21 protein-coding genes and 2 tRNA genes are annotated in these 25899 nt (G+C 72.7%); 11 read left to right on the top strand and 12 right to left on the bottom strand.

Going from position 1 to position 25899, the window contains the following annotated elements:
• Positions 1-76: 76 nt before the first annotated feature.
• Positions 77-883 (top strand): hypothetical protein, encoded by an 807-nt coding sequence (locus tag ACH34S_RS01105; RefSeq protein ID WP_395950437.1) that lies wholly within the window; start codon positions 77-79, stop codon positions 881-883.
• A 140-nt stretch (positions 884-1023) separates the two neighbouring features.
• On the opposite strand, the gene ACH34S_RS01100 is transcribed toward ACH34S_RS01105, so the two are convergent.
• Positions 1024-1986 carry a DUF5954 family protein gene (locus ACH34S_RS01100; protein ID WP_395950436.1) on the bottom strand — a complete coding sequence of 321 codons (963 nt, stop codon included), beginning with the start codon at positions 1984-1986 and terminating at the stop codon, positions 1024-1026.
• A gap of 141 nt (positions 1987-2127) precedes the next feature.
• Positions 2128-3180 carry a glucose 1-dehydrogenase gene (locus ACH34S_RS01095; RefSeq protein WP_395950435.1) on the bottom strand — a complete coding sequence of 351 codons (1053 nt, stop codon included), beginning with the start codon at positions 3178-3180 and terminating at the stop codon, positions 2128-2130.
• A 146-nt stretch (positions 3181-3326) separates the two neighbouring features.
• Between ACH34S_RS01095 and ACH34S_RS01090 the strand changes: the two genes are divergently transcribed.
• The 6 genes from ACH34S_RS01090 to pqqE all read left to right on the top strand — a co-directional run bounded on the left by ACH34S_RS01090 (position 3327) and on the right by pqqE (position 6753).
• Positions 3327-3398: transfer RNA gene (locus ACH34S_RS01090), tRNA-Met, on the top strand.
• A gap of 187 nt (positions 3399-3585) precedes the next feature.
• Positions 3586-3708: a pyrroloquinoline quinone precursor peptide PqqA gene (gene pqqA, locus ACH34S_RS01085; RefSeq protein ID WP_165964558.1), complete on the top strand. Its 123-nt coding sequence runs from the start codon at positions 3586-3588 to the stop codon at positions 3706-3708.
• A gap of 10 nt (positions 3709-3718) precedes the next feature.
• Positions 3719-4621, top strand: a complete 903-nt coding sequence (gene pqqB, locus ACH34S_RS01080; protein WP_395950434.1) for a pyrroloquinoline quinone biosynthesis protein PqqB — start codon at positions 3719-3721, stop codon at positions 4619-4621.
• Positions 4618-5361 carry a pyrroloquinoline-quinone synthase PqqC gene (pqqC, locus tag ACH34S_RS01075; protein ID WP_395950433.1) on the top strand — a complete coding sequence of 248 codons (744 nt, stop codon included), beginning with the start codon at positions 4618-4620 and terminating at the stop codon, positions 5359-5361. The genes pqqB and pqqC overlap by 4 nt, the downstream gene beginning before the upstream one ends.
• Positions 5351-5617 carry a pyrroloquinoline quinone biosynthesis peptide chaperone PqqD gene (gene pqqD / locus ACH34S_RS01070; protein ID WP_395950432.1) on the top strand — a complete coding sequence of 89 codons (267 nt, stop codon included), beginning with the start codon at positions 5351-5353 and terminating at the stop codon, positions 5615-5617. Before pqqC ends, pqqD begins: the two co-directional genes overlap by 11 nt.
• Positions 5614-6753 carry a pyrroloquinoline quinone biosynthesis protein PqqE gene (gene pqqE, locus ACH34S_RS01065; RefSeq protein WP_395950431.1) on the top strand — a complete coding sequence of 380 codons (1140 nt, stop codon included), beginning with the start codon at positions 5614-5616 and terminating at the stop codon, positions 6751-6753. Before pqqD ends, pqqE begins: the two co-directional genes overlap by 4 nt.
• A 10-nt stretch (positions 6754-6763) precedes the next feature.
• Here pqqE and ACH34S_RS01060 read toward each other — a convergent pair whose 3' ends face one another.
• From ACH34S_RS01060 to ACH34S_RS01030, 7 genes are all read right to left on the bottom strand, one after another.
• Positions 6764-7672 (bottom strand): endo alpha-1,4 polygalactosaminidase, encoded by a 909-nt coding sequence (locus ACH34S_RS01060; protein ID WP_395950430.1) that lies wholly within the window; start codon positions 7670-7672, stop codon positions 6764-6766.
• A 19-nt stretch (positions 7673-7691) separates the two neighbouring features.
• Positions 7692-8393 (bottom strand): spherulation-specific family 4 protein, encoded by a 702-nt coding sequence (locus ACH34S_RS01055; protein ID WP_395950429.1) that lies wholly within the window; start codon positions 8391-8393, stop codon positions 7692-7694.
• A gap of 19 nt (positions 8394-8412) precedes the next feature.
• A complete protein-coding gene (locus ACH34S_RS01050; RefSeq protein ID WP_395950428.1) occupies positions 8413-10098 on the bottom strand; it encodes a hypothetical protein in 1686 nt (561 codons plus the stop codon).
• Complete coding sequence (gene pelF, locus ACH34S_RS01045) at positions 10095-11735, bottom strand: GT4 family glycosyltransferase PelF (protein WP_395950427.1); 1641 nt, start codon at positions 11733-11735, stop codon at positions 10095-10097. Before pelF ends, ACH34S_RS01050 begins: the two co-directional genes overlap by 4 nt.
• Positions 11736-11752: 17 nt before the next feature.
• Positions 11753-13744 (bottom strand): hypothetical protein, encoded by a 1992-nt coding sequence (locus ACH34S_RS01040; RefSeq protein WP_395950426.1) that lies wholly within the window; start codon positions 13742-13744, stop codon positions 11753-11755.
• Between the two features lie 222 nt (positions 13745-13966).
• On the bottom strand, positions 13967-14593 hold the full coding sequence (locus ACH34S_RS01035; RefSeq protein WP_395950425.1) for a LuxR C-terminal-related transcriptional regulator: 627 nt from the start codon (positions 14591-14593) through the stop codon (positions 13967-13969).
• A 719-nt stretch (positions 14594-15312) separates the two neighbouring features.
• A tRNA-Leu gene (locus tag ACH34S_RS01030) sits at positions 15313-15385 on the bottom strand.
• A 478-nt stretch (positions 15386-15863) separates the two neighbouring features.
• Here ACH34S_RS01030 and ACH34S_RS01025 point away from each other — a divergent pair.
• Positions 15864-18494 carry a BTAD domain-containing putative transcriptional regulator gene (locus tag ACH34S_RS01025; protein WP_395950424.1) on the top strand — a complete coding sequence of 877 codons (2631 nt, stop codon included), beginning with the start codon at positions 15864-15866 and terminating at the stop codon, positions 18492-18494.
• A 140-nt stretch (positions 18495-18634) separates the two neighbouring features.
• Here ACH34S_RS01025 and ACH34S_RS01020 read toward each other — a convergent pair whose 3' ends face one another.
• Positions 18635-19051 (bottom strand): cold-shock protein, encoded by a 417-nt coding sequence (locus tag ACH34S_RS01020; RefSeq protein ID WP_395950423.1) that lies wholly within the window; start codon positions 19049-19051, stop codon positions 18635-18637.
• A gap of 435 nt (positions 19052-19486) precedes the next feature.
• On the opposite strand from ACH34S_RS01020, the gene ACH34S_RS01015 reads away from it, so the two are divergent.
• The 3 genes from ACH34S_RS01015 (at position 19487) to ACH34S_RS01005 (ending at position 22691) form a co-directional block, all read left to right on the top strand.
• Complete coding sequence (locus tag ACH34S_RS01015) at positions 19487-20080, top strand: lytic polysaccharide monooxygenase (protein ID WP_395950422.1); 594 nt, start codon at positions 19487-19489, stop codon at positions 20078-20080.
• 324 nt (positions 20081-20404) lie between these two features.
• Positions 20405-20974, top strand: a complete 570-nt coding sequence (locus tag ACH34S_RS01010) for a TerD family protein (RefSeq protein ID WP_395950421.1) — start codon at positions 20405-20407, stop codon at positions 20972-20974.
• 10 nt (positions 20975-20984) lie between these two features.
• Positions 20985-22691 (top strand): TerD family protein, encoded by a 1707-nt coding sequence (locus tag ACH34S_RS01005; protein ID WP_395950420.1) that lies wholly within the window; start codon positions 20985-20987, stop codon positions 22689-22691.
• Between the two features lie 80 nt (positions 22692-22771).
• On the opposite strand, the gene ACH34S_RS01000 is transcribed toward ACH34S_RS01005, so the two are convergent.
• Positions 22772-24406, bottom strand: coding sequence for a carboxylesterase/lipase family protein (locus tag ACH34S_RS01000; RefSeq protein WP_395950419.1), 1635 nt, complete (start codon positions 24404-24406; stop codon positions 22772-22774).
• 112 nt (positions 24407-24518) lie between these two features.
• The gene (locus ACH34S_RS00995) at positions 24519-25892 is read right to left on the bottom strand and encodes a cytochrome P450 (protein ID WP_395950418.1); all 1374 of its coding nucleotides are present in this window, start codon (positions 25890-25892) and stop codon (positions 24519-24521) included.
• Positions 25893-25899: the final 7 nt, after the last annotated feature.

Raw genomic sequence — 25899 nt, 5'->3', positions numbered from 1 at the left:
GCCTGATAGCGGCTGGAAAGCGGCGGCGCGCTATCCATGCGGGGCACACTGCACAGCGCGTCGGAGGTCTGGATTCATGAATTGGCGGGGGGCGGGGGCCGGTCTCGGCGTCCTCGTGTTGGTGCTCACCGGGTGCGGGCCGGAGGAGGAGTCGCCGGAGGAGAGGGCGGCGGGCTCGCTGGAGAAGGCGCTCACCACCCTGGGCGGCGAGCCGCACCGGGCGGACGTCGAGGTCGACGTCTACGCCATCAACGGGGCGATACCGGGGTTCAAGCTGACGGCGCGGATGCGCGGGACGCACCGCTCGATGCCGGGGAACCCGGCCTCCGATCTCGACCTGTCCTCGGTCGCGACGGAGCTGGAGCTGCGGCCGGGCCCGACCCGGAACGACTCCGGGGCCGTCCGCGTGATCACGATCGGGGACCGCACCTATGTGCGCAACACGCTCCAGTCCGGGCGGTGGCGGACGCTGCCGGCCGGGCCCCGGCTCACCGGGAAGGACGGCTACGACCCGGCGAGCACCGCGAACATGGTCGACACCACCGTGATCACGGAGATGTACCGGGGTCAGGCCGGGACGCCGCGGCCGTCCCCCGCGACGGAGGCCGGCGAGGAGATGAGCGTCTTCTCCCTCTCCTGCACGGTGGCGCAGTGCCTGGACGATTCGCCCGAGGCGCGGAAGGCGGCGCTCAGCGTTTATCCGGGCGACGCGATCTTCAATGCGAAGCTCTGGGTGGACGGCCGGGACCGTCCGCGGCGGCTGACGATGACGAGCGAGTTCTTCGTCAACGCCGGCATGCGGAGCATGGACGTGAAGTTCAAGGCGACGCTCACGCTGCACGATCTCGGCAGGCCGCAGAGCATCACGGCACCGTCCGGTTGACGTGGCCGGGCGCGCGAAAGCCGGTGCCGTGGGCGGGGGCGGGGGCGGCGAGCGTGGCGGGAAGGTGGATGTGGGGCGCGGCGGGTGCGGGGGCGCGGCGGGCGCGGTGCGACCGGCGCACGGGTGCGCCGGCCGCGTGGTCAGGAGTCGGCGGCGCCGGTGAGGCCGTAGCGTTCTTCGTCGCAGGGGCGGGGGGCTTCGGGGCCGTCGCGGCCGAGGCGCAGCATCCGGCACACGCGGACGGTGCGGAACTCGCGGCCGCGCGCCAGGATGCGGTGCCCGGGGGCCGCCCTGATCTCTTCGGCGAGGGCCGTCCATTCGGCGAGCTCTTCGGGGGTGGCCGGGTCGTGCTGGAACTCGCGGAGCCTCGGGAGCAGGTCGGTGAAGTGCCGGGCGAGCCGGTGGTGGGCCTCGCCGGGGTCCTCCCCGCCGGTGATCGGCGACCAGCAGCCGCCGTCGACCTCCACCACGACGAAGGTCGGCGGGAGCAGCACGACGCCGGGATGGGACTGGATCGCGTGCCGGGCCTCGGCGCGGACGACGTCCGGGACGGAGCCCGCGGCCGGCATGTGGCCGACGAGGTTCAGCCGCAGCTGCGCCTCCCACTGCCCGCACGGCGCGGCCGGGTCGAGCGGGTGGCCGCGCAGGAGCCCGTCGCCGGACAGGTCGGCGTCGGTGGAGCGGGGCGGCTCCATCACGCCGTCGCCGATCAGGACGAACTTCTCGACGCGGATGATCCGGTAGCGGCGGTCGCCGATCTCCCATTCGTCCTTCGCGAGCTGCTCGCCCTCCTCCGGGTCGAGGCGGTCGGCCGCGGCGAGCATGGCGCGGGCGGTGGCGGGGTCGGGTTCGTTCGGCGCGTCCGTCCGGAGATCGATCGCGAGGTTGTAGCGTGCGGAGGACGGGTCGTCACAGCCGAGGGCCGCGATCCGCCACTCCTTTCCTTTTTGCACCGCATGCCCGAAATCCGGGGAGCCGCCGGGCAGAAGTTTGGGGTATTCGAGAATTCGCTCGCCGAGTTCCCTGTCGCGCACCGCCGCGACGGGGTCGAGCTGGGCGACCACATTGATGTAGTCGTACCCGTGCATCAACGGGAAGGTCATGCCCGCATCCTGGCCGGACGGTACGGGCTCCCGCATGATTTCGGCCACATTCGCAAGCCCGTATTGCCCCGCATTAATCGGAAATGGGAAAAACGACTTTTCGTACCCGGGACGTCGATGGGAAGGGCGGGTCTTTCCGGGTCAGCCGTCGAGGGTGAGGACGACCTTCACGTCGTCCGGCTGCGGGGTGAAGGCGTCCTCGAAGCGCTCCAGCGGGACGCGGCGCGAGATCAGCCGGCCGAGCCAGCCGAGGTCGGCGGCGGCGAGGGCGCGCGCGGCGGCGGCGTAGTGGCCGAGGTTCGCGTTGACCGACCCGATGATCGCGTCGTTCTCCAGCACGATGTCGCGGTTGAGCGCGCCCGCGTCCACCTCCACGTGGCGGCCCGCCGACGAGACGCCGGTCAGGCACACGATGCCGTAGGCGGCGTTGTTCGCCATCGCGCCGAAGACGAGCTGCGACACGCCCGTCGCCTCGATCACGATGTCGGGCTTCGTGCCCGCGACCGCCTCTTCCAGGCCCTGGTGGTGGTAGGTGGCGCCGAGATCGGCGACGAGTTGTGGCTTGGGCCCGTCGGCGACCCGGTCGAGGACGTGCACGTCCAGGCCGCGCTGCACGCCGAGCAGCGCGGCGAGCAGTCCGATCGGCCCGGCACCCGTCACCAGCGCCTTGCGCGGCTCGAACCAGGCCCGCGCGCCGACCTTCTCGATCTGGTCCCACGCCTTGGCGACGATCGTGGTCGGCTCCATCAGGACGCCCACTTCCGCCAGGCGCGGGTCGAGCGTGACGGCGTAGCCGGTTTCGACTGTCCAGGATTGGCTCGCGAAACCGTCGATCTCCTTGATTCCGCGCTCGGTGTAGCGGCCGTTTCGGCACATGTCGAACTCGCCGTACGCGCAGGCCCCGCACGGTTCGGGGTCCGGGCGCCGCACGACGCCGACGACGAGGTCGCCGGGCGCGAAGCCGCTGCCGGACGGGGCGTCCCGCACCCGCCCCAGCGACTCGTGCCCGATGACGAGGCGGTCGCGGCCCGGCGGTGCCCAGCCGTACTCGCCGGCGGCGATCTCCCGGTCGGTGCCGCACACCCCGGCGGCGATACCGTCCACGAGCAGGTCGTTCTCGCCGGGCTCCGGGTCCGGGACGTCGGTGACGGCGAGCGAGCCGGGCTTCTCCGGCAGGACGGTCAAGGCGCGCATGACACCGGCGTATCCCGTGACGCCGGTTCCATGCCCCGCCCAGTCCATGTTCCGGTCAACTCATCGCCACTCGCGCCCGCCGTGGCATGGGCGGCATAAAACCATTCGCCATCGGGCGGGGCACCGCTTAGCATTTCTCTTACCGATGCGGGGTGGTGCAACGGGAGCATGCAGGTCTCATAAGCCTGGTGATGCGGGTTCGAATCCCGCCCCCGCCACTGAATACCGAACGTGATCACCAACGGCCGTTCCGTGGAAGTTGGCACGAACTTCATGTCCTTCTTGGCACGGAGTGCCCTAGAGGCCCGTTCCGGCGCGGCATACCATCGGGATGAAGGGACATGGAAAGCGCTTTCAGTAGTAGCGAAGCGCTTCCCCGGTCCCCACCGAGAGGAAGGAGCGAGCATGGCCGTCCACAGCTCTGACGCGGACCGGACCGACGAACGCGCGGACCGATGGGTCACGCCCGACTACCACATCGTGGAGACCTCCCTGGAGGTCACGGCCTACTTCACAGCCGAGGGCTGACCCGTCCGCGATGCGGCTGCTGATACTCGGCACCGCGGCGGGTGGCGGCGTGCCCCAATGGAACTGTGCCTGCGCCGGGTGCGCCGCTGCCCGTACCGAGCCCTCCCTCCGGAGGCGACATGCCTCCATCGCCGTCGAGGCGGGGGAGGGCCGGTGGTATGTGGTCAACGCGACGCCCGACATCGGAGAACAGATCGAGGCGTGCGCCGCCCTGCATCCCGGGCCCGCCCGCCGCGCCACGCCCGTCGCCGGGGTGATCCTCACTGACGCCGAGCTCGACCACACGCTCGGCATCCCGCGCATGCGCGAGGCGTCCACGCTGCGGATCGTGTCCACCGGCGCGGTGCGCGCGGCGCTGTCCGGCGGCCTCCGCCTGGACCGCGTGCTCGCCCCCTACGCCGGCATCACGTGGAGTCTTCTTCCGGAGAAGGGGCTGGAGGAACTCGACGGCGGCCCCCTGGAGGTCCAGGGAATCCGCGTGTCGGGGAAACGGCCCCGCTACGCCCGTGAGCTGGACGAGCCCGCGGGCGACGCCTGGGTGGTGGCGCTGCGCGTCCGGGACCGGCGCGACGGCAAGACCGTCGTGTACGCCCCCGCGCTCGCCGACTGGCCCGACGCCCTCGACCACGCCCTCCAGGACGCCGACTGCGTCTTCGTCGACGGCACGTTCTGGGACGATGGGGAACCGGTCCGCTCCGGGTTCACGGCGAAGACGTCCACCCAGATGGGCCACCTGCCGATCACGGGCCCGAACGGCACCGCCGAGCGGCTCGCCGCGCTGCCCGCCGAGCGGCGCTTCTACACCCATCTGAACAACACGAACCGGCTCGTCCACGCGGACGACCCGGGACACCGGCGGCTGGCCGAAGCGGGGCTGGAGGTCGCCCGAGAGGGAGCGCTGATCGAACTGTGACGACCGTTGGCACGGCGGCGACGAACGGGCGCATGGCGACGGAGGCCGAGCTCGAAGCACGGCTCCGGGCGCTGGGCGAGGAGCGCTACCACCACCGCCACCCCTTCAACCTGCGGATGCACGACGGCGCCCTCACCCGCGACGAGCTGCGCCGCTGGGTCCTCAACCGGTTCCACTACCAGCGCCACATCCCGGTGAAGGACGCGCTGATCCTGGCCAAGCTCGGCACCCGGGAGCTGCGGCGGTCCTGGATCCGCCGCGTCCACGACCACGACGGCTCCCCGGACGGCGACGGGACCGACGGCGGCATCGAGCGGTGGCTGCGCCTCGGCGAGGCGGTCGGCCTGGACCGGGAGGTGCTGCTGTCCGGCGAGGGCGTGCTGCCCGGCGTCCGGCTGGCCGTGGACGGCTACGTCAACTTCTGCCGGAACGCCTCCACGCTGGAGGCGGTCGCGTCGTCGCTGACCGAGCTGTTCGCGCCCGACCTGATGGCGACGCGGATCGCGGCCTGGGAACGCCACTACCCGTGGGTGGAGCGCGAAGGGCTGCGCTACTTCCAGGTGCGCGTCGGCCAGGGCCGCCGCGATTCGCAGGAGGCGCTGCGGCTCGTCCACGCGTGGGCGCGGACGCCCGCCGACCAGGAGCGGGCGCTGGCCGCGTTCGCGTTCAAGTGCGATCTGCTCTGGGCGCTGCTGGACGCGGTCGAGCACGCGCCGAAGGAGGGCCCCGATGGCGGCTGACGGGCCGTGGCGCCCCGCCCTGGACAGGTCGATCGTGCTGCGGCACGACCGCGTCCGCGACGCCGACCTGCTGCTCATGCCCGAGCACGCGGTGCGGCTCAGCGGCACCGGCGGCCGGATCCTGCGGCTCTGCGACGGCAGCCGCACCGTCGACGACATCGTCGCCGAGCTGGGCGAGTCCTTCCCGGACGCGCCGCTCGCCGTCGAGGTGCCCGCGTTCCTGGAACGCGTCCGCGCGGAGGGCTGGCTGCGATGACCGCGCCGGCCGCCGTCCCCGCCCCTGCCGTTCCCGCGCCGTGGGCGCTGCTCGCGGAGGTCACGCACGCGTGCCCGCTGCACTGCCCGTACTGCTCGAACCCGCTGGAGCTCGTCCGCAAGAGCGCCGAGCTGAGCACCGCCGACTGGGCGCGGGTGTTCGGTGAGGCCGCCGATCTCGGCGTCGTCCAGGCGCACGTGTCCGGTGGTGAGCCGCTGCTGAGGCCCGACCTCGCGGAGATCGTGGCGGCGGCGCAGCGCGCCGGGGTCTACACCCAGCTCGTCACGAGCGGCGTCGGGCTCACGGCCGAACGGCTCGCCGAGCTGCTGGACGCCGGGCTCAACAGCGTCCAGCTCTCCCTCCAGGACGCGCGGCGCCCCGGCTCCGACCTCATCGCGGGACGCGTCTCCTACACCGACAAGGAACGCGCCGCCGGGGTGATCCGGGCCGCGGGCGTGCCGTTCGGGCTGAACGTCGTCCTGCACCGCCGCAACCTCGACAACCTCCAGGAGATCATCGAGGTCGGCGCCCGCTGGGGGGCCGACCGGATCGAGCTCGCCAACACCCAGTTCTACGGCTGGGCGCTGCACAACCGCGCCGCGCTGCTCCCCGCCCGCGGCCAGCTCGACCGCGCGAAGGCCACCGTCGCGGCGTGGCGCGAGACGCACGGGAAGGGCGAGGGGCCCGAGCTCGTGTGGGTCATGCCGGACTACTACGAGGGCGTCCCGAAGCCGTGCATGGGCGGGTGGGGCGCGCGGTCGATCACGGTCGGCCCTGACGGCACCGCGCTGCCGTGCCCGGCCGCGTACGCGATCCCGGACCTCGCGCCGCCGAACGTCAGGGAGAAGCCGCTCGCCTGGATCTGGGCCGAGTCGCCCGCGTTCAACGCCTACCGCGGGACGGACTGGATGGCCGGGCCGTGCCGCGAATGCCCGCGCCGCGAGATCGACTTCGGCGGCTGCCGCTGCCAGGCGCACGCGCTCACCGGCGACGCCGCCCGCACCGACCCGGCCTGCTCGCTCTCCCCGGACCACCACCTCGTCCGCGACGCAGTGGAGGACGGCGCAGTGGAGGACGGCACAGCCGGCACCGACGCCTTCGTCTACCGCAAGCCGAAGGTTCCCGGGTCCGTCTGATCCCGGGACCTCAGCAGGGCTGGCGCCAGGCGTCGAGGTCGAGGCGCTTGCGCATGGACGCGAAACCGAGCGCGCGTGTCTCGCGGCAGAAGCGCGCCGCGGGCACGTGGTACTCCACGTGCAGCACGGCCTTGCCCGCGCGGACGAACGGCAGCAGCCGGTGGCACTCGCCGAACTCCGCGCACTGCTCGTTGATCGCGAAGTCGAACGTCTTGACCAGCGCCGGGATCTGCGCGAGGTCGTTCTTCAGCGCGACCGACATGCCGCGCTCGTGCGCGAGCCGCGCGATCAGCCGGTTGTAGCGGAGCTGGTGGGCGGCGGTCAGCGGGAACCCGGTGTCGGAGGCGTAGCCGTCCAGGAGGTCGGGCTCGACGGCGTCGAACCCCTTGGCGCGGCACATGTCGAACCGCCGCGCCATGATCGGTTCGAGGACGTCGGTCCGGCGGATGTCGAGCCAGCGCTCGTCCGGCCACCCGTTCCCCTTGCCGAGGACGGCGGGCGGGAACGCGCCGTGGTCGGGACGGTACCGCTCGGCGGCGCCGACGTTGATGTAGCAGATGACCCGGCCGCCCCGCCGGTGCAGTTCCCGGACGACGTCCGCGCCGTTGCCGAACCCGTCGATGTCGTGGACGGGCGCGTCCACCCCGAGGTTCACCGGCACGGTGAGCTGCCACTGCCAGCGCGTGCCCGGCGCCGGGGCCCAGAGCTTGGCGCGGCGCCGCTCGGGAGCCGGCTCCTCCGGCGGAGCGGCTCTCCCCGCCGGGGCGGATCGGCCCGGCGGGGGAGGCCCGGTCGGCGTGGCGGCGGCGTCCGGCGGGGCGGGCTCGTCCGGTGCCAGCGTGGAGAACAGCACCGCCCCGAGGGCGGCGGCGGACGCCAGGACCGCGGTGGCGCCGACCGCCCACCCCGGGATTCGCATCGCACCGGACCGCACCGCGTCACCGGTTCGCGTAGACGAGCGACAGCTCGCGGGAGAAATATCCCGGCAGCCCGATCCACGGGTTCGCGCCCGCCCGGTCCGTCACGTAGACGACGCCCGCGTTGCGCCGCCCGGCCCGCGCCAGCGCCCGCGCGAGGACGGCCTGCGGCGCCGCGTAGACGAGATGGCAGAACCGCTCGGCGGGCATCCGCGTCGCCCACGTGGGCACCCGGACGTGCTGGTACGCCGACCACGGCCCCTCGAACGTGACGAGCACGTCGGCGAGGTCGGCGTAGGCGGAGTCGGGATAGGCGCCGTGGTTGAGCACGACGTGCTTCACGCCGCGTCCGCGCACGCCCGTGACGATGCGGCGGTACCGCAGCACGTGCCCGGGGACGGCGGACACCTGGTCGAGGAACACCCTGCGGATGCCGTACCACTTCCAGTACCGCGTCACCTCGTCCTCCACCGCCTGGACCGGGCGGGCGCCGTAGGCGGTGTCGACGTACCCGGCGAGCGGCACGCCGACCTCGGCCATGCGGTGCGCGGTCGCGGCGAACGCGCGGTCCCGGACCGTGCCCGCGCCGCTGTCGACGTTGAGCACGACGTTGCCGATCCGGGGGTCGGCGAGCGTCGCCCAGTCCACCGCGCCGGGAGGGAAGTAGGCGGGGACGGCCACCGCCCCGACCCGTCCCGACAACTCGCCGGTCGTTTTCAGCATGGCGTGCCCCCAAATCGGTTCATCTGTGCGAGGTCACGCGGGCCAGGACACGGCCCGCGTAGGTGGTGAGAAAGACGAGGAGCGCACCGGACACCAGCAGCTGGACCGTGCTCGGCGTGACGTGCGGGAGGGTCAGCGCGGCGGCGACCTCGGCGGCCAGCGCGAGGGTGTACACCGGCAGGACGACCCCGACGCGCCCGCACGCCTGAAGCACCAGCGAGAGGAAGAACGCGCAGCCCAGCGCGAGGAAGCCGCCGAGCGTCCTGGCGGTCATGGCCGTGGTGGGGAGCCGGGCGAGCGGCGCGGCGACGGCGATGAGCACGACGGCCGACGCCGCGTACCGGGCGAGCGCGACGGCCAGCGCGGCGCGGGCCGACCGCGCGAACCCCGCCATCCCGGTGTGCGTGACCAGCAGCTCGTGGACGCGCCGCCGGTAGGCGTACAGGATCCATTCCGCGATGCCCATCGACAGCGAGAGCGACAGCACCGCCACCGTCGTGGTGCCCGGCGGCACCGGCCGCCCGACCAGCGCGCACAGCAGCGTGAACGTCAGCAGCCCGCCGGTCAGCAGCCCGAACAGCGCGAACGGCAGCGCCGCCGCGACGTCGCGGCGGGTCACCACCGGGCCCGACATCGCCGGGCCGCCCTGCACGCCCCCGCGGCGGCGCCAGAGGCGGCCCGCCTCGGACGTGCAAGCGATCGCCAGCGCGATCGTCGCCGCGAGGGACACGGCCCAGGCGATCCATACCGTGCCGGGCACGGCGCCGGACGCAGCCGCCGTGCCCGGCACCGCCTCGATGCCCGGCATCGTCTCCAGGCCCACCGACTCCGCCGTGCCCGGGACCACCTCGGTCGTCCCGTCGAGCCGCCCGGTCGGCAGCGTCCAGCCGTTGCCGGCGAGGTAGATCATCACGGCGCCCACGCCCGGGAGCATGGCGAGGAACAGCCGGATCTCGGCGCCGTTGACCTGCGCCACGGTGGCCGCGAGCAGGTACCCGCACAGCCCGGCCGACAGCGCGATCGCCCGGCCGCCCGCCCCGGCCGCCACCCCGGCCGCCACCGTCGCCGGCACCACGATCAGCAGCCCGGCGGCCAGCCCGTAGCGGAGCACCCGGGACGCGGCCGTCCTGTTCCCGAACCCCAGCCAGACGTATCCGAGGTAGGCCGTGCCCTGGCTCATCATCCAGGAGAGCAGGAGCGAGAACACGAGGAGCACGTTGTCGGCCCTGCCGTGCAGCATCGGGGTGCCCACGATGTAGCACAGGCCGGGCATGCCGAACAGGACGCCGCGCAGCAGATGCCGCCAGGGGACCGCCTGCCACGGGGCGACGGTCGCGCCGGGCGGGCGCGGGCGGCGCGGCGTCCGGGCGTAGAGGTCCTCGGCGAGCGCGAACACATCCGGGTGGCCGTATTTCTGGGCCGCCTCGTCGTTGATGCCCTCGGCCTCCAGCCCGGCCGTGACCTCCAGCGGGTCGACGGCGCTCGCGCACAGATCCGCCATGCGCTCGCGCAGCGCCTCGATGTCCCCCGCCGTGGACGCCTCCGGCGTGGAGCCGTCCGCCGGGGCGTCGGGCACGGCGTCCGGTGTGGTGATCGTCGGCGGGGTCCCGGGTTCGGCCGCCGGTACCGGGCCCGTCGCCTGGGCGGGTTCGGGGAGGGCCTCGGGGGCGGTGCCGGGCATCGTGCTCTGCGTGGACGCGGTCATGCGAGCCTCGCCTCGGCCGCCGGCCGCCGCTGCGCGCCCGGCGTGGTCAGGTCGGAGTAGATGCCGCGGAAGGTGTCCACCGCGCGGTCCACGGTGAACAGCTCCAGCGCCCGGTCCCGGGCGGCGTGCCCGAGCCGCCGCCGCGACACCTCGTCGCCGAGCAGCCGCAGGCAGGCGTCCGCCATCTCGCGCGGCGACCGCGGCGGGACGACGAGCCCGGTGTCGGCGACCGCCTCCCGCACTCCGCCGACATCGGTCGCGACGGTCACCCGGCCGCAGGTCATCGCCTCGATCAGCGTGTAGGGGAAGCCCTCGGAGATGCTGGACAGCGCGACCACGGTCCCGGCCGCGTACGCGTCGTGGACGTCGTCGATCCGCCCCTCGAAGGTGGTCTGCCCCGCGACGCCGAGGTCTTCGGCGAGGGCCTCGCAGCGGGCGTGGTAGCGCTCGCAGCCGGTCGGGGTGCCGCCGAACAGCCGCAGCCGCGCGTCCGGCACCTCCTCCTTGACCAGCGCGAACGCCCGGATGAGCGTCTCCAGGTCCTTGATCGGGTCGACGCGTCCGGCCCAGCTGATCGTGGGGGCGGCGGGCTCGGCGCCGGCGGCGGGGAAGCGCGCCGGGTCGACGCCGTTGTAGACGGTCTCCATGGAGCCGGCGTCGGCGCCGCACCGCGCCTCCCACCGCTGGTTGTAGAGGTTGCACGGCGTCAGCAGGTCGGCGGTGCGGTAGCCGACGCAGCACAGCAGGCGGATGAAGCCGAGCAGCACCGCCTTGACCGGCCACGCGTACGGGGTCTGGCGCATGCCGATGTACCGTTCGCGCAGGTAGATGCCGTGCTCGGTGAGGCAGAGCGGGGTCCCGTAGGTCCATTTCGCGGCCAGCCCCGGCAGGATGGGGATGCCGTTGGACACCGCGTGGGTGAGGTCGGCGCGCGGCGGCGGGCCCTGCAGCGGGCGCAGCAGGTGCTCCAGCAGGTCGATGGCGGTGAGGGCGTCGTGGACGGTGGGCCGCATCCCGATCTCGTCGAACTCGGCCGCGCGGGCGTTCCAGGCGTCCATCAGCCAGCGCACGGGAGCCTCGGTGCGCAGCGCCGCGCTCAGGTCGGCGGTCTGCCCGTACTCGAAGAGGCCGCGCAGGATGCGGTAGAAGACCTCAGCCTCCTGTCCGTACCGGGGGGTGTGGGGGGTCGTCCCCCCACCGGAGACAGGCACGTGCCGGGAGGACGTTCCCTGGCCGGAGATCGAGTCGGTCGGGGTGAGGATCGCGTGCAGGAAGCCGCGGCACAGCCGCTCGAACCGGCGCGCGTCGCTGCGCGACACCTGCCGGCCGCCGGGCGAGGCGTGCCGGCCGCGCCGCGACGAGGGCAACCGGACGGGCGAGGGGGGCAGCCATCCGCGCGCCGCGCGCCGCGCGTCCGGCGACGCGTGCCGCCCGCGTGCGGAGGGCCGCCCATTGGGCGGCCCCCACATCGGAATGGGCTCGGAGCTCACGTGCTCGGGAAGGTCCCAGACCACGGGTTCGGTGCCCGTGGTCGTGAGCGCCCTGACCTGGAAAGAATGTTCCGGCATACCCCGCACGAGCTGGTCGCACCATACGCTCACGCCGCCGTAGCTGTGCGGATATGTCCCTTCCGTCACCAGGGTGATGTCCAAAGTCAGGCTCCGGGCAGGGTGAGCGTGACGTCCCCGGCCCGGTACGCGGACCGTTCACCGGCGTAGGACTGCCCGAACGCCGCGCCGTTCGCGACGTCCAGCGTCCCCTCGGGCGCGGTCACCGGCACCTCGAGACCGGCCGGTGGGCGCACGGTGACCGTCCCGTCCTGGACGTAGGCCGTGACCTTGCTCTTGTCCGCGGCGCGCCACGCGTCCTGCCTGCGCAGCTCGTCGCCCAGCGCCGACATCGGGGCGTTGATGAGCGGGGTGTTGGCGGCGAAGGCGGACCAGTACTGGGCGAGGACGCGTTCGAGCACCGGGTAGAGGATCCGCTCCTCGGCCTGGTTCGACTGGTGCGCGTAGTGCGGCCGGGGGTCGTTGGCCAGGACGTGCGTCAACGCGATCCGCGTCTCGACCGGCACGATGTACGACTCGTATCCGGTGTCCGGGTCGAGCGGCTCGATGCACGACGAGTCGTCCTCGCAGATCCCGCTGCCGCCGTCCGAGCGCCGCGTGTGGATCCAGTTGTACTGGTCGACCTCTTCGGCCGCGGTCCCGACGTTGTAGTAGATGTTCAGCGGGTGGCGCGGCACCGTCCGGACCGAGCCGATCACGCGCTGGTCCCGCTCGCGGGAGGCGTCGCTGGCCGTCCATTTCACGCCGTTCTTCGCGAGCGCCGTGGCGAGGAACGGGTTGTCGTCGGGCTGCTGCGGCGTGACCCGCAGGCCCGAGTGCTCGCCGGTGACGAGCTCGCTCCCGTCGACCTTGATGCCCCGGCTGGTCGCCCACTGGACGTTCCTCGACACCTCCCGGTCGATCGTGGCCTCGCTGACGTAGGTGATCTCGCCCGCCTGGTTCCGCGTGCACTGCCACGGGTCGGTGCGCCAGTTCTGCACGCAGCCGAGGAACGGGTGCGAGTAGGTGTGGTTCAGCCAGCGGAACTTGTCCTTGACGGCGACGAACGCGACGGTGAGCGGGTCGACGCCGTTCTTCAGGGCCGCCTCGTCGCTGCCGCCGCCGTTGTAGGCCATGTCGATCGTGAACCCGTTCTTCGCCTGCCACTGCGTGGCGTAGGACACGTCCTCGGGCGCCATCCGGATGTCCTTGGTCTCGACCTCGTCGTCGCAGTCCTCGGTGGGCGTGCAGTTGTACTCGGTGCTCCAGCGCGCGTCCGCCATGAAGACGTCGTCGGAGTGGACGGCGAAGTAGTTGCGGTCGTGGCCGAGATGGACACCCTTGGTCAGCCAGTTGACCAGGCCGCGGCCGAGCGTCTGGAAGTGCCACTGCTCGCGTTCGGAGGTGAAGTTCAGCACCAGCTCGCTGCGGCCGTCGTGGGTGTAGACGCCGGCGATGGTGCCGGTCGTGCCCTTGACGGTGGCGGTGGCGAGGGTCGTGAACGACTTCCCGGCGCCGGGGTCGTCCGGCAGCGGGGTCGCGACGAAGCCGTCGGTCACGGTCCCGCCGCGCTCGGCGTCGTCGAACCGGACCGGCCCGCCGAGATAGCGGAAGGCGTCCGCCCGCGCGGACTCGGTGAGCTGCGCGGTCACGCCGTCCATGGGGCCGGAGTAGGCGGGCGCGTTCATCCCGACGGCGGCGGACGGGCGGACGTGCGCGTCGAGCTGGCGGATCCCGAACCGCTTCTCGTAGGCGGCGAGCGCGGCCATCTCCGCGTCGTCCCCGAACGGCGAGGCGTTCGGCAGCACGACACCCTGGAACTTCGCGCGCGGGGCCCCGTCGACCGTGTCGGACAGGAACGTCTCGTCGATCACGGGGCGGCCCGAGTCGCGCAGGTCGACGGTCGTGTACGGCACGCCCTCGGCCTTCAGCTGCTGCGCGACCGCCGACACCGAGGCGGAGCCGTTCGTGACGACGAGGACCTGAAGATCGATGCGGGGACCCGCGGCCGACGCGGCCGGTGGCGGGCCGATGATCAGGACGGCCGCCGCCAGCATCCCGAAAAGGACGCTGCGAGCGGGACGGCGAACGACTTTCACCAAGCCTCCCCGAGGCACATGGACGACGGCGACTGAAATTCAACAGCCGTTCACAACCACGCCAGAAATGGAATTAATGGGCATTGGAACGCGGCCCAACTGATCATGCGGTAACGGACTGTGCAAGTAAAGACCACCCAGGGGCCCATCTTGGCGTGGGCCCGGTCCTAGGACTCCCCGGTTGGCGGCGGGCCGATATTCACGGCCCGCGGCCGGGTTAGGTCAGGTGAGATCTGTTCCGTCGGGCACCGAATTCAATTCGAGCCAGCGCGCGACGGCGTGTTCCCGGCCGTCCGCGCCCAGCCGTTTGTAGATCTGGTGCGCGTGGTTCTTCACGGTCTTCTCGGTGATGACCAGCCGCCGCGCGATCTCCCGGTTGGTGAGCCCGGCGGCGATCAGCTCCAGGATCTCCGCCTCCCGCGCGGTGAGCCCCGGATCCGGCCGCGGCGCGCCGCCCTCGTGCACCCACCGGACGAGCGCGGTCACCACGGGCCGGGACAGCCACGACTCGCCCCTACCGGCCGCGACCAGCACGTCTGCGAGCACGCGGGGCTCGAAATGGCCGTACACGAGGCACCCGTGGGCGCCCGCCGCGACCGCCTGGACGAGCATCAGCGGCTCCTGCTCGGCCGTCACCGCGACCACCCGCACTCCCGACCGGGCCAGCCGGGCGATGCCGTCCGGGGGCGGTGGGGAGGCGTCCAGGAGCACCACATCGGGCCGGTGCGCGCGGACGCCGGCCACCGATCGCTCGACCGGCCCGCCGCCCACGACGTCCACGCCGGGAGCCGCGCCGAGCAGCGCGCGAAACCCGATCCGCGACACGGGATTGTCGCTGACGATGACCACCCTGACCGCCTTCGATTCAGAATCGAGCGCGGTGCCTGAGGTCATTGAAAAATCACTCTTCATGTCGTCGGCTCGCAAAACCGATGCCGCTGCCGACTCAGCGGACATGTGACGGGCGACGTCTCCGATGCAAGCCGGCCCCAGATCATGCTTCAAGAATAAAGGACGGTCCCGTCCGGGCAGGCCGGTGGCGGCGGCCGGCTGTTATCCGGCCATTGCGAAATCCTTTCGGCCCGGGCGTCCCGGGACCGGTGTCCGGAGCCGCTTATTCAGGCCGTCCAGGGGCAGGTCCCGGCATGGCGAGCGCGTCGACCACCGCCTGCGCACGTCCGTGCACGGCCTGCGCGCGGAGGCGCCCCGCCGGAGGCCGGCCGCCGGGGCGGCACCGAGGGGGCGGCGACGGGACGAGGCCCGGCGAGCAAGGAGAGGGTGGGCGAGGGAGCGGTGAGGGGTCGTGCAGGGGGTGGGTAGGGATCGGGTAGGGGAGGATTAGGGAGAGGGCAGGGCCGGACGAGGCGGCGGCGGCTCATCAGCCCGCCGGGTGCCGTCGCCACGACCGGCGACCCTTACCCGAATCAATTTCACCTTTTCTGGCGCCCGTCTCGCTCATCGAGAGAATCGACTGATCATCTTGGCGGATTTGCGCGTCCCGGATCACCGGTCTCCCCGGCGCGAAACCGGACGATGCCCGCCATGACGCGCTCGACGGTGAAGTTCTGTGCCCCCGGTCGGATTTGAACCGACACTTCTACTCTTTTAAGGAGTATGCCTCTGCCGTTGGGCTACGGAGGCGGAGCGCCTGTCCCTGGTCTCCCGTGACCCTGGCGGGAGGGGACGCGCGGCCCGAAGCCTTGCGGTCACCGCGTCCCGGGCGCCGCGCGGGTCCGGCCGTGGCGCATGCGGATCCGGCCGCCGTGCAAGCGGATCCGGCCGTCGCGTTCGCGGAACGCGGTCGCCCGCGGCGCCGGCGCACGGCGTTCTTCGGCCGGATCCGGCCGCCCGCCGCCCGTATCCGGCCCCCTCCCGGTCACGCCCCCGACACGTTCCACGTGGTGTCCCGCCATACCGAAGTCCCCGTCATTACGTTTTGTGTTCGCAATGTGACTAATGCTGGTCCTGGCTGATCATCCGCAAGACCCAGGTTGCCCTGCATCGCGCATGCGTGCCGTATATTTTCCGTATATAGGGCCGATGTCTCCTCGACGGTGGGACCGGAGCCTGATGAGCGGTACGGGGTGATCGCTCCTGACAGGACCGGTTAGGGGATCAGATGGAATTCCGCATCCTTGGACCGCTCGAAATCGCCGCGAACGGCCGTCCGGTGAGCGCGGGCGGCCCGCAGCAGCAGGCGGTGCTCGCGGCGCTGCTGCTCGCCTCGAACCAGGTCGTCGCGATCGACCGGCTGGTGGACGCCGTCTGGTGGACCTCGCCCCCCTCCGCTAGGGCGAACGTCCGGGGATACATCGCCGCGCTGCGCCGGATGCTGCGCTCGGCGGGAGAGCCCCCGGACCGCCTCGTCACCCGCTCGCCCGGCTACCTGCTCCGCGTCGAGCCCGGCGAGCTGGACCTGTGCCGGTTCGGGGAGGCGTTCGCCCGGGGAGAGACCGCGCTGTTCGGCGGGCGTCCTGAGCAGGCCGCGCAGGACTTCGCCGAGGCGCTGCGGCACTGCCGGGGACGCCCGCTCGAAGGGATGACGCTGGGCGCCCCGCTGCAGGCCGACGTGGAGCGGCTGGAAGAGCGCGAGCTCCTCCTCATGGAGCAGTACACCGACGCGTGCCTGATGCTCGGCCGCTCGGACGCGCTCGTCCCCGACCTGCGGCGGCTCGTGGCGCGCCACCCGCTCCGGGAGCGGCTGTGGGAGCGGCTGATGCTCGTCCTGTACCGGATGGGCAGGTCCGCGGACGCGCTCGACGCGTACGCGCAGGTCCGCCGCCACCTCGCCGACGATCTGGGCATCGACCCCGGGCCGCGGCTGAAGCTGCTGGAACGGCGGATCCTCAGCGGCGACCCGGCGCTGGACACCGCACCGCCGGGCGCCGTGGGCGACGGCGAGGAGTCCGGCCCCGCGCCCCTGCGGCCCGCGGCCGTGGCACCGGGGACGGCGCCCGGCAAGGCGGGCACGCTGCGCCAGTTCCCCATGGACATCGTCGAGTTCACCGGCCGGGAGGCGGAGCTGCGCGCGCTGAACCGGCTCGCCGACGGCGCCGGCGGCAACGGCGACACCGCACTGACGGTGATCGCGATCGAGGGCATGGCCGGGGTCGGCAAGACCCGCCTCGCCGTCCGCGCCGCGCACCAGATCGGCTCCCGCGGCCGGTTCGGCGCGGTGCAGCTGTGGGCCGACCTCCGCGCCATGGACCCCGAGGCCCCCGCCGCCGACCCGGCGGAGGTGCTGGAGACCTTCCTGCGGCAGCTCGGCGTGCCCGCCGCGTGGATCCCGCCCGACCTGGAGTCGAGGGCCGCGCTGTACCGGGACCGGCTGCACGGCCGCCGCGCGCTGGTGATCCTCGACGACGCGACCGACGAGGCCCAGGTGGAGCCGCTGCTCCCGGGCGACCCGACCGGCCTGGTGCTGATCAACAGCCGGCGCAGCCTGGCCGGGCTGGACGGCGTGCACCGGCTCCGGCTGACCGGCTTCGCGCCGCCGGAGTCCCGCGACCTGCTGGGCCGGATCGCGGGCCGGGGCCGGGTGGCGGCCGACCGCGCCGCCGCCGCGCGGATCGCCGAGCGGTGCGGGCAGCTCCCGATGGCCGTCACGATGGCGGCGCGCCGGTTGCAGACCCGTCCCGCCTGGTCGCTGGCCGAGTTCGCCGCGCGGCTGGAGGACGAGGAACGGCTGCCGGACGAGCTGGAGTTCCGCAACCGCTCCATCAGCGCGTCCTTCGACCCGTCCTACCGGGCGCTGACCCGTGACCAGCGGCGCATGTTCCGGCTGCTCGGGCTGCATCCCGGCGCGGACTTCACCGCGGCCTCCGCCGCCGCGCTGGCCGACCTGCCCTGCGCGCGGGCGGAGTCGCTGCTCGAAGCCCTCCTGGACGAGAACCTCCTCCAGCAGGCGGCGCCGGGCCGCTACCGGATGCACCCGCTGCTGCGCGCCCACGCGCGGCGGAAGGCGCACGAGCACGAGGAGGAGGTCGAGCACGGGGGAGAGGGCGAGCAGGGGGCAGAGGATGAGCGCGTGGCGGCGCCCGGACGGGTCCTCGCCTGGTACCTCCGCGCCGCCCATGCCGCCGACCTGGTGCTGAACACGCACGACCGGCGCGTCCCGATGGAGATTCCCGGCGGCGGCGCCGGGCTCGTGCCCTCCTTCGGCACGCGCGCGGAGGCACTCGCCTGGCTGGACGCCGAGTCGGAGAACTTCCTCGCCGTGATCAAGGCGGCGGTGGAGCACGGGAGCCACGCGGTCGCGTGGCGGCTCCCGGCCGTCCTGCTGACGTTCTTCCGCCTCGGCCGGAGCCGGGGCGACTGGATCATGGCGTACGAGATCGGGCTCGGCGCGGCGCGCAGGCTCGACGACTGGCACGGGGTCGCGCTCATGCTCAACGGCCTCGGCATGGCCTGCAACGACGCGGACCGTTTCGGCGAGGCCATCGTCCACCACCGTGAGGCCCTGGCCGTGCAGCGCCGGCTCGGCGATCTCGTCGGCCAGGCCTGGAGCCTGAACCGGCTCGCCGTCGCCTACCTCGGCGCGCGGCGGCCGTCGCGCGCCGTCGGATGCTTCGAGGAGTCGGTGCGGATCTTCCGGCGCGTCGCCGGCTTGCGCGACGGCACCGCCGCCGCGACGCCCGTGCTCGGGACCGGTGACGCCGACGGCGGCCATATCCGCATGCGCGAGGCCGTCACATGGCCGAGCGCCGTCATGATCCCGGCGGCCGTCCGCACGGGATCGGGCGGCGCTTGAACGCCCGGTCCGGAACGCCGGTCATCGCGGCCCGTAATCCGCGCGCCGGCCATTCCGAAGGAATGGACAAATCGCCGGTCAGTGGCCGCGCGAAACGGAGTTCTCGCGGGAAAAGGGAAACGCGCCCGGCCGGACGGCGGTCAGTCGTCGATCCAGCCGTGCTTGTGCGCGATCTCCACGATGCTCCCGCGGATCTTGACGATCTGACCGCCGGTGAGATCGGGCGCCTCGGCGAGCAGCACGTCCACGATCTCCCGGCTGAGCTCCTTGCGCGACAGGACGTCGCAGAGCATGTCGTCGGCCGGAACACCGCCCGGAGCGCGGTCGGCCGTGGCCGCCGAGCCGTTGGACGGCGAGCCCACCGCGCGCACCGCGAACGCCTTGAGGCCGCGCTCGCCCTCGGTCACCTCGAACTCGACCGCCGTGCCGGGCGAGAACGCCGCCTTGTCGTCGAGAAGCTCGTTCGCGTGGACGAACACGTCCTCGCCGCCGCCGTCCGGAACAATGAATCCGTAACCGCGGACTTCGTCGAACCTGAGAATCCTGCCTGAACGCACCGCAAGCCCTCCACACGCCAACAAACAAGCCATACGCTGTTTCAACGATTTGCAGCGGTCAGGATAGCACACCAATTAGCGCCGGAATCGCTAATGCGATAGGCGAATGACGGCAAAGTCGGGGTTTCGGATCCGGGTGTGCCGCGGGCGCACCCGGATGACGGCGGGGACGCGCGGTGCGCGCGAGAGTATGCCGGGCCACGGCGTCCGGACTATGCAGCGCGTGCCAGAAAGGTTCGCGTCCGTGACCGGAGGGTTGACGGAAGGCCGCGCAGGGTTCACCTTACTGAAAGGAAAGTTTCCTTTTGAGCCGGCCGTCCTCCAGCCCCCACCCACCACCATTCAACGGACGAGCTCCGCTCGACGGAGCGCGCCGGCTCGCCTCCGCCTCCAGGTACGCCGCGTACGCCGTACCTCCCGCCAAGGAGAAGCAGGATGCCAAGGAAGACCAGCATCGCCGTGGCCGCGGCCGTGACCGTCGGGCTGCCGCTGACGCTCACCGTCCCGGCCTGGTCGCACGGGTACTCGACCTCCCCGCCGAGCCGCAGCTACCTGTGCGGACAGGGCAAGGTCCAGAACTGCGGCCAGGTCCAGTGGGACCCGGACGGCGTCGAAGGCCCGAAGGGGTTCCCCGCCCGCGGACCGGCCGACGGCAAGATCTGCGCCGCCGCCGACGGGCGCTGGTCGCCGCTCGACGACCAGCGCGGCGGCACCGGCTGGCCCTCGACCAAGGTGACGGCCGGCCAGAACCTCAGTATCTCCTGGCGCTTCACCGCCCCGCACTCCACCACGTCCTTCCGCTACTTCCTCACCAAGGACGGCTGGGACATCACCAAGCCCCTCACCCGCGACACCCTCGACCTCGCGCCGTTCATCACCGCGAACCTGGGCGGGCGGCAGCCGGCCAACCCGACGGTTCACAGCGGAACGCTCCCGCAGCGGCAGGGCAAGCACATCCTGCTCGCCGTCTGGGACATCGCCGACACCGGCAACGCCTTCTATCAGTGCATCGACGTCGACTTCGGCTGACGTCCCGGCCCGCCGCACGCCAGGTGACAAGGCGCGCGGGCTAGCTGGATTCGCGCCGGTCCACCGTCCGAGCGGGGCTTCGCGAGGGCTCCGGAGGTGGGCCGGCGCCGCCATGTCCCGAGGTCCGCGGGGCTGTCCGCCCCCGGCGCCGGCCCGGCGACACCGCTCCCGCGTCTACCGGCTTGTCCGGGAACGGGTGACAACGGGGCTGATAGGCTGCGACGCTTTGCTCATGCCCCGGACGCCCCCTGCAGGGTGGCCCGGGGCGTCTACAGGCCGAGCGCCTCGCGGCGCGGCGAAGGGGACTTCAAGGAGGCGACGGCTGTGACCGTCTCGATGGTGAAGGGCCAGCGCATCTCGCTGGAGAAGCCCGGCGGCTCGCTGAACATGGTCCGGATGGGGCTGGGCTGGGACGCGGTGAAGAAGAAGGGGTTCTTCGGCTCGCGGGAGCGGGACATCGACCTCGACGCGTCCTGCGTGCTCTTCGCCGACGGCGCGCTCGCGGACGTCGTCTACTTCGGCAAGCTGACCAGCGACGACGGGTCCGTCCGGCACACCGGCGACAACCTGACCGGGGCGGGCGACGGCGACGACGAGTCCGTCATCGTCGATCTGAACCGGCTGCCGGTGCACGTCACCTCGCTGGTGTTCACGGTCAGCTCGTTCAACGGGCAGACCTTCAACGAGGTCGACAACGCGTTCTGCCGGCTCGTCAACGAGATGGACGGCGGCGAGATGGCCCGCTACACGCTGACCGGCGGCGGCGCGCACACGGCGATGGTGATGTCCCGGATCTACCGGCACGGCGACGGCTGGAAGATGAACGCGATCGGCGAGCCGTGCCACGGCCGCACGTTCGAGGACATGCTGCCGGTGATCGCCAATCACGCCTGACGACCGCCCGATGACCGACCTCTCCCGCGGCGCCAACGCGCCGCTGCCCGCCCGGCGGGTGACCGCCTCGGTGTCCTGCGCCGTCCCGGTGGACGTCAGCGCCCTGCTCGTCGGCCCGGACCTGCGCGTGCGCAAAGACTCCGACCTGGTGTTCTTCAATGCCCCCGAGGCGCCCGGCGTGCGGTGGGCGGACGGCGGCGGGCGGCAGCGCCTCGACCTCGACCTCGACGCCGTCCCGGCCGACGCCCATGCGGTCCTGATCGCGGTCAGCGTGTCCGGGACGTCGTCGTTCGGCGCGATGCCGCCGCCGCAGGTGCGGCTCACCGGCGCCGACGGCGCCACGCTGGCCGTGTTCGCCGTCGACGGGCTGGGCCCGGAGAAGGCGATCATCGGGCTGGAGGTCTACCGGCGCGACCACCGGTGGAAGGTCCGCGCCGTCGGGCAGGGCTACGCCGGCGGGCTGGCCGAACTCGTCGAGGCGCACGGCGTCGAAGTCGACGACCCGGGCGACCCGGGCGACCCGGCCGAACCGGCCGACGCGACCGGCGCCGCCGGCACGGGCGCGCCGGAGCCCGCCATGGCCTCCGCGCCGGCCGGCCCGGCCGTCGGCGCGCCGCCGCCACCGCAGCCACCGCCCCCGCGGCAGGAGATGCCGCAGCCTGCGCAGGCGGCGTCGGCGGCTCCGCCGGGGAACGAGGTCGGGTATCTCGAACGGTGCTGGCTGGTCTGGGAGGACGCCAGCCGCTCGCTCGCCTCGTTCCGCGCGTCCACCGAGCACGCGCTGAACCTCCGCAACGAGGAGATCGCCGGACGGGCGCCGCGCGGCCGCTTCGACCAGCTCATGGCGGCGGCCGACCAGCGGCTGCGCGCCGACGCGGGCCAGCTCCGCGACGAGCTCGCCCGGGTGGAGCCGCAGGTCACCGCCGAGGTCGCGCCGTTCGACGCGCCGTCCTGGCTGACCTGGCAGCCGCGCGAAGACCTTGCCGAGGGGATGCTGCTGGGCCGGCTGTCCACCGCCGAGCTGCCCGACCTGCGGGTGCCGCTGGTCCTGCGGCTGCCGTGGCGGCGCGGCGTGTGGCTCTCGCAGGGCACGATGCCCGGCGACTCGGCCGCCTACGCCTGGTCGCTGGTGACCCGGTTCCTGGCCGCCGTCCCGCCCGGTCTCGTCGGCCTCGAGGTGATCGACGCGGCGGGCCTGTCGGGCGCGGGCTGGCTGCACGGGTTCGACCCGACGGTCAGCGCCCGGCTGCTCGGCGGCGGCGTGGCGACCGGCCCCGCGGCGGCCGAGCGGCTCCGCCGCCTCCTCGATCTGGTGGACCTGCGGCGGGTCGGCGGCGGGCAGGACGGCGAGCTGCCGTCCGGGCTCGCGGAGGGCCCGCCGGTGCGGCTCGCGGTGATCCTCGACGCCGGTGCCGCGCTCGACGGCGAGGACGCACACCACCTGCTGCGCCTGGTCGAGGACGGGCCCCTCGTGGGCGTCCCGGTGCTGATGGTGGAGACCGACACCCCGGCGGCCGAGACCGTCCGCGCGATCCGGGTCCGGCAGTCGTGCAACAACCTGCCGTCGAGCGAGGGCACGATCGCCGACTCGTGGGTCGGCACGGACTGGACGCTCATCCCCGACGTGCTTCCCGACGCGGGCGACGGTTCACGCGCCCCCGCGCTGTTCGCGCACGTGCTCGGCGTCCACGCCCGCGCCCTCGCGTCCTCCGACTAGAAACGTCGTCCGGCTGGAAAGCGGTCGCCGGACGCTCCCGCGCGAGGCGCGAGCGTCCGGCGATACGCGGGCCGGGCGGATCAGCTCGTGAACGGGGCGAGCTTGATCCAGAAGTTGCAGTTGTGCGGTCCCGAGATCTCGCGGGTCATGCGGCTGGTCCCGGCGGGCAGCAGCGACATCTGGGCCTCCTTCTCCGCGGTGAACCTCGTCCAGCGCGGGGTGCCGGTCCCGTTCGGGTCACCGTTGCGGGCGAAGTTCGTCCACTGGGAGGTGAGCTGGTTCTGCAGGGCCTGCTGGTTGGGGTCCAGCGGCGGCTGGTTCGGGAACGTCCCGTGGAACAGGTAGCCGAACTCGCCGACATGGAACGCCCCCGCCGGCCTCGTCAGGTCGACGAAGGGCAGCGGCGGCGGGTTGGTGTCGTCGAACCGGTAGGCGTACACCGGGATGTGCTTCGCCATCCGCCGGTCGTTCAGCAGCGCCGGGCAGACCGACGTCGAGTCGGCGAGGACGGTCCGCGCCGCGATGAACGCCGACGGCTCCGGGTACTGCGACAGCGGGTAGCGCTTCAGCACCTTCGGCGCGTACTCCCCGTACTGGCTCTCGACCTGCGCCACGTACGCCGAGGGCGTCTCGGCGGGACGGATCTGCGACTCGTCCCGCGCCACCCCGTGGATCACCGGGACCTTGGCGAACTGCCCGGTCGCGAACGCCTGCCCCGGTGACATGGTCAGGGTCTTGCCGTCCACGATCGGCGCGAGCGTGCCGCTGTCCGGGCCGAGCCCGGTGCCGGCCTGGTCGAGCAGGGTCTGTACCGGGACCTGGCGGAGGCAGGCGGCGACGTCCGCGGCGCTTCCGCAGCCGACGGCGGCGGCGAAGCGGGCCCCGGCCGCCTGCGCCTGGGCCTGCGTCGGCAGCCTGGTCGCGCAGTCCTGGGGCTGCCAGGTGGCGGTGACGCCGCGCAGCGAGTTGTACTCGCCGCTCTCGATGATGCCCTTATGGAACAGCCCGGCACCGGTCGGCGACGCCATGTTCGCGCAGACACTCGACCCTCCGGCGGACGGGCCGAAAATGGTGACGTTGCCCGGGTCGCCGCCGAACTTCGAGATGTTCCGCTTGACCCAGCCGAGTGCGGCCTGCTGATCTTCGATCCCGTAGTTCCCGGCGTTCGAGCCCAAGGCCTGGTGGGACAGGAAACCGATGATGCCGAGCCGGTACCGCACCTCGACCTGGACGACCTTGCCCGCCTTCGCCAGCCGGGTCCCGTTGGACGGGGTCCCGAGCCGGAACCCGCCGCCGTGGAGCTGCACCATCACGGGCAGCGGGCCGCTCCCGGCGTCCTCCGGCACGCGCACGTCCAGCTTCAGGCAGTTCTCGTCGGTCGAGCCGGGCCGGAAGTCGCCCGGCTGCGGGCACATGCTGCCCGGCTCGGTCGCCTGCACCGGCGCCGTCCAGCCGGGATGCTGCGCCGGCGGCTCCCAGCGCAGCGGGCCGACGGGCGGCGCGGCGTAGGGGACGCCGAGCCAATTCTTGATCCCGTCGCCGTCGAGTCCGCAGACGGGTCCGCGGTCGGTCTGCACGAGGGTGCCGTCCGAGCACGGCGGCGGCGCGGCGGCCGGGGCGGCCGTCGCCGTGTTCGCCGCCGTCAGTCCGGCTCCGGCGATGATGAGCGACGCCGTCACCTTCAGCGCCGTCTTTAGGGCTGTGCTGGGTCTCATTGGGGGTCCTCCGGTCGAGACCGTGGGAAACCTGGCTGCCCTGAATCATTGCACCGTCGTTCGATACGAAGTTGTATCTGACTTGACCCTGTCGCGTATCGGTCCTTTCCCGTCAGGATTCGGTCCGGTTGCGCGCGGGGGCACGCGGTGTAAGGCTCATAAGAATGTCCTCGGCGGCCCACAGGACGAACCGCTCGATCGGCGTGACCGTATGCCCCGCCACCAGGTCGAATTGGAAACGCTTCAGCAGAATGGCCAGCACGAGTTCCGCCTCGGCCATGGCGAGCGCGGCCCCCTCGCAGCTGCGCGGGCCGAGCCCGAACGGGATATAGGCCAGTTTCGGACGCCCGGCCGACGCCTCCGGAGTGAACCGGTCAGGATCGAACACTTCGGGCTCGGGCCAGTAGTCGGGGTTCATGTGCACGGCCCAGAACGGGTAGAAGATCGTCGTGCCGGCGGGGACGGCGTGGCCGCCGAGCACGAGGTCTTCGGTGGTCTCGCGCGCGCCGTACGGGCCCGGCGGGTACAGCCGCATCGCCTCCTTCAGCACGCGCTCCAGGTAGTCGAGGTCCTTGAGGTCGCCGTAGCCGGGCGCGGCGCGGTCGCCGAGTACCTGCTCCAGTTCGGCGGCGGCGCGCTCGGCGGCGGCCGGGTGCCGGGCGAGCAGGTACAGCGTCCAGGAGATGGCGACGCCGGTGGTGTGGTGGGCGGCGAGCATGGTCATCAGGACGGAGTCGCGGATCCGGGCCGGTGATTCGCCCGCCTCGACCAGCGCCGCGATCATGTCGCTGCGCTCGGCTTTCGCGGTGGTCTGGTGCGCGGCGAGGACGCGGTCGACGGTGGCGCGCAGGTAGGCGAGGGCCTCGTCGGCGCGGGCACGGCGCTCGTCCGCGTCGCCCGGCATGTCCGCGTGGTAGAGCCGGGCCAGATATTCGGTGAGGACGTCCTCGAACGCGGACACGACCCGTCCGGCGGACCCGTCCGAGTCCAGGCCGCTGCCGAGTGCGTACTCGCAGATCATGCGCAGCGACAGCTCGCTCAGATCCTTCTGGAGCGCGACGGCGCCGCCGGAGGCGGCGCCGTCGCGGGCGGCGCGTGCGGCCCAGCGGTCGGCCAGCTCCGACGCCAGCGCGGCGAACCGGGCGAAGTGCGCCTCGTGCGAGGGACGTCCGGCCAGCACCGACAGCATCACCCGGCGCCACGGCCCGTGCTCGGCGGCCGGCATCGTCTGCAGGTTCCCGGACTCCTGGAGCGGCGCCAGGAACTCGAACAGCTTCTCCGGCCGCTTGTCGATCGTCTCGGTGACCTCCAGCAGCACCGGGTCGGCGATCGACACCGCCAGGTCGGCGCCGGGCAGCGGGAACCGGACGACCGGCCCGTACTCGGCGTGCAGCTTCAGCTGGTAAGTGTGCAGCCCGCCCGCCGCCACGATCGCGCCGGCGCCGTCGTCCCCGGCCGGTGGTCCCGGAATCTGTGGATTCGCCATGCCTCCA

This window comes from Actinomadura sp. 3N508 (assembly GCF_044326375.1).
Classification (GTDB): Bacteria; Actinomycetota; Actinomycetes; order Streptosporangiales; family Streptosporangiaceae; genus Spirillospora.
The sequence above is the reverse complement of the archived record's forward strand: the minus strand, read 5'-3'. Positions and strand labels throughout refer to the sequence as shown.